Source organism: Microbacterium sp. LEMMJ01 (assembly GCF_002114135.1).
Taxonomy (GTDB): Bacteria; Actinomycetota; Actinomycetes; order Actinomycetales; family Microbacteriaceae; genus Microbacterium.
Window position 1 is genome coordinate 95,837 of record NZ_NCTV01000036.1, and the last position, 13,260, is coordinate 109,096.

Below are 13,260 nucleotides of genomic sequence, written 5' to 3' on the forward strand. Positions count from 1 at the left end.
TGTGATCTGCAGCGCCTAATGGGAGGACCAGACGCCGAGCTCGTTGCCGCTCGGGTCGGCGAAGTGAAGGCGCCGGCCACCGGGGAACGCATACGGCTCCTGCAGGATCCGGCCGCCTGCGTCCTGGATCGCCGCCTTCGTCGCATCGAGGTCATCGGAGTAGAGCAGCACGAGCGGACCGCCGACGGGTCGCGGTGCGTCCGCGAGCAGGAGGCCGCCGACCTCGCTCCCGGCTCCGCGGGGCGAGAGGATCCCTGCATAGCCAGGGCCGTAGTCCTGGAAGCTCCACCCGAAGGCGGTGGTGAAGAAGCGTTTCGCCACGTCGAGATCCGTGACGACGAGCTCGACATAGTCGAGGGCGTGGTGCTGCGAGGAGGCTGTCATGCGGGCACTCTAGCCACGGCGTCGGACATCGTCGGTCAGGAGTAGCGTGGAAGGGTGCCTCAGGTCTCCCACTCCCCCGTCTCCACGCCGGGGTGGCGGGCCTGGGCGATCTGGTCCGTCGGCGTCGCGGCCTACGTTCTCGCCATCACCAACCGCACCTCTCTCGGCGCCGTCGGTGTCGAGGCCGCCGACCGCTTCCAGGCGGACGCCTCGACGCTCGCGCTGTTCGCGGTCGTGCAGCTCGCCGTCTACGGCGGGATGCAGATCCCGGTGGGCGTCCTCCTCGACCGCTACGGATCCCGTCCGATCATCACGGCGGGGATGCTGCTCATGGCGGCCGGACAGCTCACCATGGCCCTCTCCCCCAGCATCGGCATCGCGATCGTCGCGCGTGTCCTCCTCGGAGCCGGCGATGCCGCCGTCTTCCCGGCCGTGCTGCGACTGGTGGCCACGTGGTTCCCCGCGCAACGAGGGCCCGTCATGGTCCAGTTCACCGGGATCATCGGGCAGGCCGGGCAGCTGATCGCGCTGGTGCCGGTCGCCGCCCTGCTGCACGCCACCACCTGGTCGATCACGTTCGGCAGCATCGCCGGTCTCGGCCTGCTCTTCACGATCCTCGTGTGGCTCATCGTGCGCAACAACCCCGCGGAGAGCGGCCCCGACGTGTCGGTGAACACGGACACCGGAGTCGTGCGTGTCGTGACGTCGGCGATCGACACGGGCGTCGGCATCCGGGCGGCGTGGGCACATCCCGGCACGCGGCTCGCGTTCTGGTCGCACTTCACCACTCCGTTCGCCGGCACGGTGTTCGTGCTTCTGTGGGGCATGCCGTTCCTCACGGCAGGCGAGGGCCTGACCACCGCCCACGCGGCGGGGATCATCTCGATCTACGTGGTCGCGGGCATGATCCTTGGCCCGATCATCGGCGATCTCTCCCGCCGCCTGCCGAACCATCGCTCGCTCGCCCTCGTCCTTCCCGCTGTGGGTGTGCAGATGGCCGCCTGGATCGCGGTCATCGCCCTCCCCGGCCCTGCCCCGGACTGGCTCCTCTGGGTCCTGGCGATCGCTCTCGCGACCGGGGGCCCCGCGTCGATGATCGCCTTCGACCACGCTCGCACGCACAACCCCGCGCACCGCCTCAGCACGGCGACCGGAGTCACGAACGCGGGGGGCTTCATCGCAGCCCTGATCGCGGTCTTCGTGATCGGCCTCCTCCTCGACGCCCAGGGCGCCGGCACCCCGGACACCTACACGCTCGACGCCTTCCGTGTCGCGTTCCTCACCCCGATCCCCCTCTGGATCCTCGGGGTCGTCTTCATCCTCATCGAACGCAAACGGACGCGCATCCGCATGGGGCTGGATCCCGAGCGGCGTCGCTGAGCGCCCATAGGATGAGGCATGGCCTCCGCTCCCCCGTCGACCGCCCCCGTCTCGAGCGCCCGAGACGGCCGCACGAGGCCACCGGTGACGGCGGGGCTGCTCGCCGGCCTGCTCCTCGGCGCACTCTGGATCATCTCCGGCGCCATCGCACGACTGACTGGTTCCGACATCGTTCTGACACGGTTGCTGAGCTTCGCCGGTATCGGGCCGCTGCAGAGTCATGCCTGGCTGCTCCCCGGTGCGTGGGGCGTCCTGGTGCTGACGGTGACGGCCGCCGTGCTCTGCGGCGTCGTCTGGATTGTGGCACGCGGAGCACGGGGCGTCGGCCGGGCTCCCGCGTTCCTCGTGCTCTGGTTCGGTGCCGTCCTCGCCGGAACGGTCGTCGGGCTGTGCGACGACGTCACCCGGGTCCTGTCCTTCCTCCCTCTCTCGGGCCTGCACGGTCTCACGGCTGCGGTCGTCGAGTCCGCGCCGGACACTGCCTACTGGGGACTCGCCTGGGGCTGGATCCCCGCCTGGGCGTTCTCGCGCAGGGCCGGTGAGGAATCTGCGCGGCAGTGGTCCCCGGGCCTTCTCGGTGTCACCCTCGCGAGCGTGGTCGCTCTCGTCGTGGTCGGGAGCCTGGCCGATGCCGCGTGGCAGCGCCAGATTGTCGAGGAGAACGCCGCGCTGCAGGGCGCCACCGACGAGACGGGAGCCTTCGTCGATCCGGCGGCTGTGGGCGACCCTGTGCCGGAGCGCGCCCCGGGGGTCTCGACACCCCAGCTTCCCGCGGGCGCCTGCACACTCGACCGAGCCACACTGCTGCTCGGAACCGCCAACGGGGCCACGGGGCACCGCGCCCAGAGCATCCGGCTGATGAACGTCGGTGAGGAGCCCTGCGTGGTCGAGGGGTATCCCGACATCGCGTTCGCGGACCAGAACGGCCATGCGCTCGACGTCGAGGTGCGCCCCGGTTCCTCATTCCTGGCGACCGACCCCGGTATCGCGCCCGTCACGGTACCGCCCGGCGGCGAGGCGAACGCGGTGATCGGCTGGGATGCCAATGCCACGGACGGCGCTCTCGTCGCCCGCGCCCTGCATGCCGCCGTGCTCCCCGGACTCGACCGCGGCTCGTGGCCGGTCGAGCTCGACATCGTCTCGGGCTCCGAGGTCGAGATCACCGCCTGGCACCTCGGCGCCGCACCCGCCGCGCCGTGACGGCACTCGGCGCCGTCAGCGCAGCAGGTGCTGGACCGTCTCCACGATCAACTCGACGCTGACGCGCTCCGGCACCTCCGCGTCGCCCGCCTCGAACTCGGCGAGCTCCACGCCGCGGACGTCGGCGACCGGGATGGCGGCGAACAGCGCGGCCACCTGGTGCGGCAGCAGACCGTCGCCGACCCGATAGGCCGCGGGGATGTAGCCGGGCTCCAGGACGTCCCAGTCGACATGGATCCACACCGGTCGCCCGGCGATGAGAGCGCTCAGCCGCTCCGGCGTGCTCTCCGCGGGGCTGAGGACGGTCACTCCCGCGCCGGCGAGGAGCTCTCCCTCGGCGGGGTCGATGTCGCGGCCGCCGACGACGATGACCTGCCGCGGGTCGATGCCCGCCCCGTGGCCGCTGTCCCACAGCCCGCAGGCGGCGGCGAGGACCATGCCGCCGAGGTAGCCGGAGTCGGTGGTGTCCGGCGTGTTGAAGTCGCCATGCGCATCGATCCAGAGCACCACCGCGTCGGGGTGGTGCTCGGCGACGCTCGGCAGCGTTCCGAGGCTCGCCGCACACGTGTTCGTCACGAGGAGCGGCGTCGTCTCCCCCGTGATCGCCTCCTGCACCGCGGCACGGAGGCCCGCGAGCGTGTCCGAGGCCTCGGGCAGCGCGACCGACCAGTCGTCGAGCCGACCGGGCTCCGGAGTGCCGACCACGACGGGCTCCCGCCGGAGAAGCGAGGACAGGGCGTCGGCGACGCGGCGCGCCCCGACGAGGGCTCCGTCCGTGCGGTCGGCGACGCGACCCTGGTTGAGGATGAGCGCGAAGGGCCTGGTCATCCGCTCAGTCTCCCACCCGGCGCAGACCGCGGCCAAAACCGCCGCATCCGGCCTGCGCTATCGCCGGCGCGGCGTCCATCCCGACGGCAACCCTCCGTCGACGAAGGCACGGTCCCGGTCCGCCGCTGCCGACCAGCCCTGCGCCTCCTCTTCCGTGTCGAAGGCGCCGCGGGCCACGCGGAAGCCGACGTCCTCGTGGTGCATGCGCGGCCCTCCCCCACGGCGGACCGAGGCGCGGACGCTCCAGGCGTCGTCGGCGAACCCGCCGCCCCGGAAGACCCGGTAGTCGTCGTACCGCGCGGGGTCGAGGAGGTCCCAGCACCATTCCCACACGTTCCCGAGCGTGTCGAACAGCCCATGCAGGTTCGGGAGCTTCCCGCCCACGTCCTGCGGCGTGCCGACTCCGTCGGCAGCGGTCCACGCGGCCTCGGCCAGCGGGGCGTAGTGCGGCCCGGTGGAACCGGCGCGGCAGGCGTACTCCCACTCGGCCTCGGTCGGCAGGCGGTAGCCGTCCGCCGTGGTGTCCCAGGCCACATCCTCACCCTCGAAGTGGTAGACGGGATCGAGCCCCTCCCACTCCGAGGCGGCGTTGCAGAAGTGGACGGCCCGCAGCCAGCTCACGTCGGCGACCGGGCGACGAGGATGCCGTGACGGGGTGCCCAGGACCTCGGTGACCTGTTCTTCGGTCACCGGGAAGACACCGAGGGCGAAGGGTTCGAGTTCCACGGTGCGGCGCGTGCGTCGCCGGGCGTCGTGCAGCGTCACCGTGCCGGCGGCGAGACGGACGAGCTCGATATCGCTCATGCGCGGGGTGCGGCGACGCTCACGCCGGAGTCCGTTCGACCCACGTGGGGTACTTCGCTGCGCGGCCGTCTCCGGACGAGGTCCTCGTCACGCGTCGACGCACCCAGGGCCCGACGAACTCGCGGTAGTAGGCCAGACCCGCGGGGCCGGCGGTCCAGCGATCGAGCGGCGCCCACCAGGCTGCCGGCGGCTCGAACCCGAGTCCATGCAGCACGCGGGCGGCGACACGATGGTGTCCGGCCGCATTCATATGAAGCCGGTCCTCCGACCAGTACGCGGGCTTCGAGAGCTCCGTATCCGGCCAGTTGAGGGCGCGGACCACGTCGGGGCGGTCCTCGATCCGCCGCAGGACCGCCTCGGAGAGCAGGTCGCCACGCCGCTGCACGAGGGAGCCCATCGGAAGCTGCCCGCTGGGATTGGCGCCGGAGAGCAGGATCATCGTCACGCCCTCCTCGTCACACCGTCGCAGCACCCGGCTGAACGCATCGGCGATGTGCTCCACGTCGGTCCGCGGCCGCAGCATGTCGTTGCCGCCACCGTTGAACGACAGGTGCGTGGGACGCAGGGCCAGCGCGGGTTCGAGCTGCTCCTCGACGATCGGCCAGGCCAGCTTCCCCCGAATCGCCAGGTTCGCGTACTGGATGGGGTGCCCCGCGGCATCCGCCCATCCCTGCGCGGCGATGTCGGCCCAGCCGCGCTCGCGCCCATCGGGGAGCACATCGCCCACGCCTTCGGTGAAGGAGTCGCCTATCGCGACGAAACGTACATCAGCCACGCGCCCAGCCTATTCCCGGTCCCGGACGTCACCGGTCGTCCAGCGCCGCTCCGCTCCGGTCGACGAGTCCCCAGGCGGCGGCCGCCGCGACGAGGAAGCAGGCCGCGAACACGACGAACAGCAGAGGAGCGCCGCCGGCGACGAGGAGGACGGGAACGGCGAGGGGCGCCACGATGGAGGCGATGCGTCCGACCCCGGCGGCCCAGCCCGCCCCGGTGCCGCGCAGCGAGGTCGGGTAGATCTCGGGCGTCACCGCGTACAGGGCGCCCCACGCGCCGAGGGTGAAGAACGACAGGGCCATGCCGGCGCCGATGATCATCGGCACGGTCGTAGCGGTGCCGAAGACGACGGCGGACGCGGTCGCCCCCAGCAGGAAGACCGACAGAGTGATGCGGCGTCCCCACACCTCGATGAGCCAGGCCGCCACGGCGTAGCCCGGGAGCTGCGCGAGCGTGATGATGAGGGTGAACCCGAACGAACGGACGAGGTCGAATCCGGCATCCACGAGAATGCTGGGGATCCAGATGAAGGCCCCGTAGTAGGCGAAGTTCACGGCCAGCCACACGAGCCAGAGACACGCCGTCCGCACGCGGAACTCCGCGTTCCAGAGGGTCGCGAGCCGTGCCCGTGCCGTCTTCGCGATGGCCCGCGACGCCGGTTCCTTCCGGAGGGGCGGGGTGTACTCGACTCCCGCATCGGCCTCGAAGGCCGCCACGATGCGATCCGCTTCCGCGATGCGTCCGCGGGACGCCAGCCAGCGCGGCGACTCGGGCAGACCCCACCGCACGACGAGGGCGTAGACCGCGGGGATCGCGCCGAGCGCGAAGGCCCATCGCCAGCCCGCCTCGGAGGCGGGGATGACGAAGAACCCGATGAGCGCGGAGGCCGTCCAGCCGACGGCCCAGAACGCTTCCAGGATGACGATCAGCCGTCCGCGGATGCGCGCGGGAGCGAACTCGCTCACGTAGGTCGAGGCGACCGGCAGCTCCGCGCCGAGACCGAGGCCGACGAAGAAACGCAGCACGAGCAGGGCCGCCACTCCCCCGACCAGAGCACTCGCTCCGGTGGCCACACCGTAGATGAGCAGCGTGAGGGCGAACACCTGCCGACGGCCGAAGCGGTCAGCGAGAAGACCGCCGAGGGTCGCGCCGACCGCCATGCCGACGAAGCCGAGCGAGGCGATCCAGCCGGCCTCCCCCTTCGTGAGATCCCACTGCTGTGAGAGCGCCGCGATGATGAAGGAGATGAGTCCGACGTCCATCGCGTCGAGCGCCCAGCCGACGCCGGAGCCCGTGAGCAGGCGCAGGTGCCGGCGGGTGAACGGGAGGACGTCGAGGCGCTCGGCGAGCGAGGTGCGGCTCGGCAGGGCGGTATCGGCCATGATTCTCATCGTAGGGCCGCCCGTCCCGCCGAGCCGCGAGATGACGCCCGCTCAGTCCCGGTCGGCGAGGAGCTTCCGCACCCGAGGGATCACCTCGGTGCCGTACAGCTCGATGCTGCGCATCATCGACTCGTGCGAGAGGGTTCCCGTCGCGTATTTGAGGTCGAAGCGGCCGAGCCCGAGGGTCGTGATCGTGTCGGCGATCTTCGCCGCCACGCGCTCCGGCGAGCCGGCGTAGAGGGAGCCCTCGGGACCGATGTCGTTCTGGAAACGCGCGCGGCTGTAGGGCGGCCAGCCGCGCTCGCGACCGATGGTGTTGTTCATCGCCTCGAAGCCCGGGTAGGCCTCGTCCCATGCCTCCGCGTCGGTGGGCGCGATGTGTCCCGGCGAGTGAACGGCCACCGGGTGCGCCGTCGTCCCGAAGGAGGCGACCGAGCGGTGGTACAGGTCGACGAACGGCTTGAATCGCCCGGCCGGGCCGCCGATGATCGCCAGCATGAGACCGAGACCGTGACGCGCGACACGCACGACGGACTCGGGGCTACCGCCCACGCCGACCCACGTGCGCAGACCCTTCTCGGTCTTCGGGAAGACGTCCGCGTTGTCGAGCGACGGCCGCAGCGACCCGGACCACGTCACGGGCTCCTCCTTGAGGAGCTCGACGAACAGCTCCAGCTTCTCCTCGAAGAGCCGGTCGTAATCGCGCAGGTCGTAGCCGAACAGCGGGAAGGACTCGATGAACGAACCGCGCCCGAGCACGACCTCCGCCCGCCCTCCGGACAGGGCGTCGAGAGTCGAGAAGCGCTCGAACACGCGCACCGGGTCGTCCGAGGACAGCACGGTCACGGCGGTTCCCAGCCGGATCCGTTCGGTACGGGCGGCGATCGCCGCGAGCACGATCTCCGGAGATGAGACCGCGAACTCGCGACGATGGTGCTCCCCCACGCCGAAGAAGTCCACGCCGACCGTATCGGCCAGCTCCGCCTGGGCGACGACGTTCCGGATGGTCTGCGCGCCGCTGAGCAGCTCGCCGTCCCGATCCCGGGTGATGTCGCCGAACGTGTCCAGCCCGAACTCGATGTCCATGTCACACCTTCCTATTCAGGTGAATGGAACGCGCGGCGGGAGGCGGGCATTCCCATCACCGAGGCAGCAGAGCGCTCCGCAGGGTGTCCAGCCCGACGCCGCCCAGATCCAGGGCGCGCTTGTGGAAGCCCTTGAAGCTGAACGCGTCGCCCTCCGCCTGCTGGACGGCGTCGCGGACCTGCTCCCAGATGCGCTGACCGACCTTGTACGACGGCGCCTGACCCGGCCAGCCGAGGTACCGGTTGACCTCGAACTGCACGAACTGGTCCGACATGTTGACGTTGCGACGGAGGAAATCGAGCGCGTAGTCGGCATCCCAGACGCCGTCACCGTCGAGACGGGGCTTGCCGAGGTGCACGCCGATGTCGAGGACCACGCGCGCCGCCCGCATCCGCTGCCCGTCCAGCATGCCGAGGCGATCCGCCGGGTCGTCCAGGTAACCGAGCTGCTCCATCAGTCGCTCCGCATACAGCGCCCAGCCCTCCGCGTGACCGGAGGTGCCGGCCAGCAGCCGTCGCCACGAGTTGAGCTCGGCGCGGTTGTACACGGCCTGGGCGATCTGCAGGTGATGCCCCGGCACACCCTCGTGGTACACGGTGGTGAGCTCGCGCCACGTGTCGAACTCGGTGACGCCCTCCGGGACCGACCACCACATGCGGCCGGGGCGCGAGAAGTCGTCGGTGGGGCCGGTGTAGTAGATCCCGCCCTCCTGCGTCGGCGCGATCATGCACTCCAGGGTGCGGATGGCCTCCGGGATGTCGAAGTGCGAGGCGCCGAGCTCGGCGACCGCGCGGTCGCTGGTCTCCTGCATCCACCGCTGGAGCGCCTCGGTGCCGACGAGCTTGCGGGCGGGGTCCGATTCCAGATGCGCGACGGCCTCCTCCACGGAGGCGCCGGGGAGGATCTCGTTCGCGATCGCCGTCTGCTCGGCCACCATGCGAGCGAGCTCTTCGCGACCCCACTCGTAGGTCTCGTCGAGGTCGATGGTGGCGCCGAGGAATCGACGGGAGTTGAGGGCGTAGAGGTCGCGCCCCACGGCGTCCGTCTCACCGGCCTCGGGCGCGAGCTCCTCGGCGAGGAAGCGCCGCAGCTCCCCGTACGCGACCCGCGCAGCCGCGGAGTTGTCCGCGAGGGTGCGGGCGAGAGAGGCGGGAAGCTGGCCTTCCTCGGGATCGGCGTGCGCGACGAAGGCCGCGAAGAAGCCGTCGTCGGCGATGTAGCGGTCGATCTGCGTCGCGACCTCCGCGACCTGGCGTCGTGCGGGCGTCACACCCTCGGCGATGCCCAGGCGCAGCGTCTCGACGTATCCGCGCAGCGCCGCGGGAACCGCGGAGAGCCGGGTGGAGATGACTTCCCAGTCCTCGACCGTCGCGGTGGGCATCAGGTCGAAGGCGGAGCGGACGTCCTGCGCGGCGGAGGCGATGACGTTCAGATCTCGCAGGTGCCACTTCGCCTCGTGCAGCTCCAGGTCGAGGCGCAGCTCCGCACTGAGGTCGGTCTTGGTCACCTCGTCGATCGCATCGACGGGCTCCAGCGCGGAGAGCGTGTCGAGCGTGGCCCGCGTCGCCGCGGCGATCTCCTCATGACCTTCCGGGCTCAGATCGCCGAACCGGTCGTTGACCTCGGACCGGCCGATGTAGGTGCCGAGAGTCGGCGCCAGAACGGCGATCGTGTCGACCCATTCATCGGCGACCTTGTCGATGGCGGAGGGGGTGCGGGGTGCTGAAGTCATACCTTCCAGCCTAATCCCCGCCCCCGTCCGCCACCGGGATCAGTGCGCGGCTTCGTTCCAGTCCCGACCGCGGCCCACCTGCACGTCGAGCGGCACGGAGAGCTGCGCGGCATCCCCCATCCGTGTGCGGACGATCTGCTCCACCGCATCCCATTCCCCTGCTGCGACCTCGACGACGAGTTCGTCGTGGATCTGCAGCAGCACGCGCGACTCGAGCTTGGCGGCGTGGAGGTCGTCGTGGATGTGGAACAGCGCGATCTTCATGATGTCGGCCGCGCTGCCCTGGATCGGGGCGTTGAGCGCCGCCCGCTCGGCGTTCTCCCGCAGCACCCGGTTGGGGCTCGCGAGATCGGGGAACGGCCGCCGACGCCCGAAGATCGTCTCGGTGTAGCCGACCTCCTTGGCCTTCATCACCGAGGCCCGCAGGTAGTCGCGGACCGCGCCGAACCGTGCGAAGTACTCGACCATGAGCTGCTTGGCCTCGGACTGCTCGATGCGCAGCTGCTTCGAGAGCCCGAATGCGGAGAGGCCGTAGACGAGTCCGTACGACATCGCCTTCACCTTGGTGCGCATCGCCGGCGTGACCTCGGACGGATCGACGCCGAACACGCGGGCGCCGACGAAGCGGTGGAGGTCTTCACCACTGTTGAACGCCTCGATCAGCCCCTCGTCGCCCGAGAGGTGCGCCATGATCCGCATCTCGATCTGCGAGTAGTCGGCGGTGAGCAGGGTCTCGTACCCCTCGCCGACCTCGAAGGCGCTGCGGATGCGCCGCGACTCCTCGGTGCGGACGGGGATGTTCTGCAGGTTCGGATCGGTGCTGGACAGGCGCCCGGTCTGGCTGCCCGTCTGCACATAGGTCGTGTGCACCCGGTGGTCCTCCCGGATCGCGGTGTCGAGGGACTCGATGATCTGCCGCAGCTTCGTCGCCTCGCGGTGCTGCAGCAGCAGGCTGAGGAACGGGTGCGGGTGCGACTCCTGGAGGTCGGCGAGCACCGCGGCATCGGTCGAGTACCCGGTCTTCGTCTTGCGCGTCTTCGGGAGCTGCAGGTCTTCGAACAGCACCTCCTGGAGCTGCTTCGGCGACCCGAGATTGAACTCGCGACCGACGACCGAGAAGGCTTCCTGGGCCAGGGCGTCCGCTCGCGTCGCGAGCTCGGCCGAGAACGTCGACAGCACCTCGTGCGACACGGCGACACCGGCGAGCTCCATGTCGGCGAGTGTGCGGAGCGTCGGCAGCTCGATGTCGCGGAGCACGGCGTCGACCGGCTCCGGCAGATCGTTCCGCAGCGCCTCGGCCACCCGGAGGATGAACCATGCCTCCTGCGAGGGGGTGGCGCCCTCGGTCTCCGGCACGAGCTGCGACGGATCGGCCTCGGGGAGCTTCTCCCCCAGGTAGCGCTGCACGAGGTCGGACAGCGTCTTGTCGGGGAAGCTGGGGCGCAGCAGCCAGCCCGCGAGGCTCGAGTCGTAGGCGAGCCCGCCCAGACGGATGCCCTGACGGAGCAACGCCTTCACCTGCGGCTTGGCGTCGTGCAGCACCTTCGGCGCCTTGGACTCCAGCCACGGGCGCAGCGCCGCGGCCGCCTCCTCCGACCAGTCGAGCTCGCGCAGCTCGCTCCCGGTGGCGACGCCGACGCGCACAGGTGCGCCCGACTGCACCACGACCCGGAGAGCGACGTCTCCGTCCTGCGCCGCGGCCCAGGTGGCCAGATCCGGGGCGGACACCTGTGCCGGCGTGGGCATCTCGACGACGGAGGCCGGGTCGTCGGCGACCTCGCCCGCTCCGACGGCCTCGAAGACCCGGGACAGCAGCGTGCGGAACTCCAGCCGGGCGAAGATGTCGCGGACGGCCTCGGCGTCGATCGGGGCGACGGCGAGGTCGGCCGGGGCGACCGGCAGCTCCACGTCGGTCAGCAGGCGGTTGAGCTTGCGGTTGCGGCGGACGTCTTCGATGTGGTCGCGGAGGTTGCCGCCGACCACGCCCTTGATCTCACCGGCACGCTCGAGCAGCTCGTCGAGGGAGCCGAACTGCGTGAGCCACTTGACGGCCGTCTTCTCCCCCACCTTCGGCACGCCGGGGAGGTTGTCGCTGGTCTCACCCACGAGGGCGGCGATGTCGGGGTACTGCTCGGGACGGACGCCGTAGCGCTCCTGCACGGTCGCCGGGTCGTAGCGCTTGAGCTGCGAGACCCCCTGGACGGACGGATACAGCAGCGTGACGTCGTCGGTGACGAGCTGGATGGTGTCGCGGTCTCCCGAGACCACGAGCACGTCGTAGCCCTGGGCCGCCCCCTGCGTGGAGAGGGTGGCGAGGATGTCGTCGGCCTCGATGCCCTCCTGCGTCAGCACCGGGATCGACATCGCCGCGAGGCAGTCCTGCAGCAGCGGGATCTGGCCCTTGAACTCCTGCGGCGTCTCGGACCGGGTGGCCTTGTACTCCGGATACTCGTCGGTGCGGAACGAGTGGCGGGAGGTGTCGAACGCGATCGCGAGATGCGTGGGCTGCTCGGCCTTGATCAGGTTGACCAGCATGGACAGGAAGCCGTAGATGGCGTTCGTGTGCTGGTTGTCCTTGGTGGTGAAGTTGTCGACCGGGAGGGCGAAGAAGGCCCGGTAGGCGAGCGAGTGGCCGTCGACGACCATGAGGGTAGGCTTTGCGGAGTCCGTCACCCTGTCAGCCTAACGAGGAGCACGGACACCCGCAGAGGAGGATGCATGAGCGAGGTCGCCACCAGCGAGGGACTCGAGTGGGCGGCCGCCCGCGGCATGGGAGCGCTGGCCGAGAAGATGGGCATGGAGTTCGTCGAGTTCGGCATCGACCGCTGTGTGGCCACGATGCCGGTGGAGGGCAACACCCAGCCGGTCGGTCTCATGCACGGCGGTGCCTACGTCGTGCTCGGCGAATCGCTCGGCTCCATGGCGGCCAACCTGCACGCGGGCGCCGGCCGCCTCGCTGTCGGCGTCGACATCAACGCCACGCACACCCGGTCGGCCACGTCGGGCGTGGTCACCGGAGTCTGCACGCCTGTGCACCTGGGGCGCAGCATCACGGTGCACGAGATCGTCGTGACCGACGATCAGGGCCGGCGCTGCTCGACGATCCGCATCACCAACATGATCAAGGACGCTCCCGCCGCGGGCTGAGCGGCTCCTCCAGCAGGAGCTGGAACAGGATGTGGTCCTGCCACTCCCCCGCGATCCGCAGGTACTTCGGGGCGATGCCGATGCGCTCGAAGCCGGTGGCGGCGAGGACCCGCTGCGAGGCGACGTTGTGGAGCAGCGTCGACGCCTGGAGGCGGTGCAGCCGCAGCTCGTCCCGCGCGTGCTCCGCCACGAGGGCGACCGCGCGCCCTGCGAGCCCGCGGCGCAGCCTGGTGGAATCGATCCAGTACCCGAGATCGGCGCTCCAGAACGCACCGCGCACGATGGTGTTGAGGTTGACCCGGCCGCGGATCTCGCCGTCGTCCGAGAGGATCACGAACCGGGAGCTCCGGCCGAGGGCGGCCTCCGCGACGCACTGCTGCGCGTTCTGCTCCTGCCAGTCCTCGGTGAAGAACGCCTCGGAGCGCTCCGGCTCCCACGGGGCGAGGTGCTCTCTGTTCGCGAGATACGCGCGCGCGAGCGCCGCACCGTCGCCGGCGCGGACCGGCCGCAGAACGTGCTCTGCGTCCAGCCGGAGCACCGGAG

Annotated in this window: 12 protein-coding genes; 3 read left to right on the forward strand and 9 right to left on the reverse strand. The window is 70.6% G+C overall.

The genetic code is table 11. The annotated features are described in order from the left end of the window. Positions 1-15: 15 nt before the first annotated feature. Entirely contained in the window at positions 16-384 is a 369-nt protein-coding gene (locus B7W94_RS15400) for a VOC family protein (RefSeq protein WP_025103457.1), read from the reverse strand. Between the two features lie 54 nt (positions 385-438). Here B7W94_RS15400 and B7W94_RS15405 point away from each other — a divergent pair, with 54 nt between their 5' ends. Both B7W94_RS15405 and B7W94_RS15410 read left to right on the forward strand, forming a co-directional pair. After that, a complete protein-coding gene (locus tag B7W94_RS15405) occupies positions 439-1,764 on the forward strand; it encodes an MFS transporter (RefSeq protein WP_025103458.1) in 1,326 nt (441 codons plus the stop codon). A gap of 18 nt (positions 1,765-1,782) precedes the next feature. After that, positions 1,783-2,964: a DUF4232 domain-containing protein gene (locus tag B7W94_RS15410; RefSeq protein WP_085607509.1), complete on the forward strand. Its 1,182-nt coding sequence runs from the start codon at positions 1,783-1,785 to the stop codon at positions 2,962-2,964. A 15-nt stretch (positions 2,965-2,979) separates the two neighbouring features. On the opposite strand, the gene B7W94_RS15415 is transcribed toward B7W94_RS15410, so the two are convergent. Genes B7W94_RS15415 through polA form a run of 7 tightly spaced genes read right to left on the reverse strand, consistent with a single transcriptional unit; the run spans position 2,980 to position 12,243 of the window. Then, positions 2,980-3,792, reverse strand: a complete 813-nt coding sequence (locus B7W94_RS15415; protein ID WP_085607511.1) for an arginase family protein — start codon at positions 3,790-3,792, stop codon at positions 2,980-2,982. A gap of 57 nt (positions 3,793-3,849) precedes the next feature. After that, a complete protein-coding gene (locus tag B7W94_RS15420) occupies positions 3,850-4,596 on the reverse strand; it encodes a formylglycine-generating enzyme family protein (protein WP_085607513.1) in 747 nt (248 codons plus the stop codon). Between the two features lie 19 nt (positions 4,597-4,615). After that, entirely contained in the window at positions 4,616-5,371 is a 756-nt protein-coding gene (locus B7W94_RS15425; RefSeq protein WP_085607514.1) for an SGNH/GDSL hydrolase family protein, read from the reverse strand. Between the two features lie 28 nt (positions 5,372-5,399). Continuing rightward, entirely contained in the window at positions 5,400-6,752 is a 1,353-nt protein-coding gene (locus B7W94_RS15430) for an MFS transporter (RefSeq protein ID WP_025103463.1), read from the reverse strand. A gap of 51 nt (positions 6,753-6,803) precedes the next feature. After that, positions 6,804-7,838, reverse strand: coding sequence for an LLM class flavin-dependent oxidoreductase (locus B7W94_RS15435; RefSeq protein ID WP_085607516.1), 1,035 nt, complete (start codon positions 7,836-7,838; stop codon positions 6,804-6,806). Between the two features lie 55 nt (positions 7,839-7,893). Then, positions 7,894-9,570 carry a DUF885 domain-containing protein gene (locus B7W94_RS15440; RefSeq protein ID WP_085607518.1) on the reverse strand — a complete coding sequence of 559 codons (1,677 nt, stop codon included), beginning with the start codon at positions 9,568-9,570 and terminating at the stop codon, positions 7,894-7,896. 39 nt (positions 9,571-9,609) lie between these two features. Then, a complete protein-coding gene (gene polA / locus B7W94_RS15445) occupies positions 9,610-12,243 on the reverse strand; it encodes a DNA polymerase I (RefSeq protein WP_172400136.1) in 2,634 nt (877 codons plus the stop codon). Positions 12,244-12,288: 45 nt separating this feature from the next. Between polA and B7W94_RS15450 the strand changes: the two genes are divergently transcribed. Beyond that, positions 12,289-12,717, forward strand: a complete 429-nt coding sequence (locus tag B7W94_RS15450) for a hotdog fold thioesterase (RefSeq protein ID WP_062634544.1) — start codon at positions 12,289-12,291, stop codon at positions 12,715-12,717. On the opposite strand, the gene B7W94_RS15455 is transcribed toward B7W94_RS15450, so the two are convergent. Beyond that, positions 12,692-13,255, reverse strand: a complete 564-nt coding sequence (locus B7W94_RS15455) for a GNAT family N-acetyltransferase (protein WP_085607522.1) — start codon at positions 13,253-13,255, stop codon at positions 12,692-12,694. The genes B7W94_RS15450 and B7W94_RS15455 overlap by 26 nt on opposite strands. Positions 13,256-13,260: the final 5 nt, after the last annotated feature.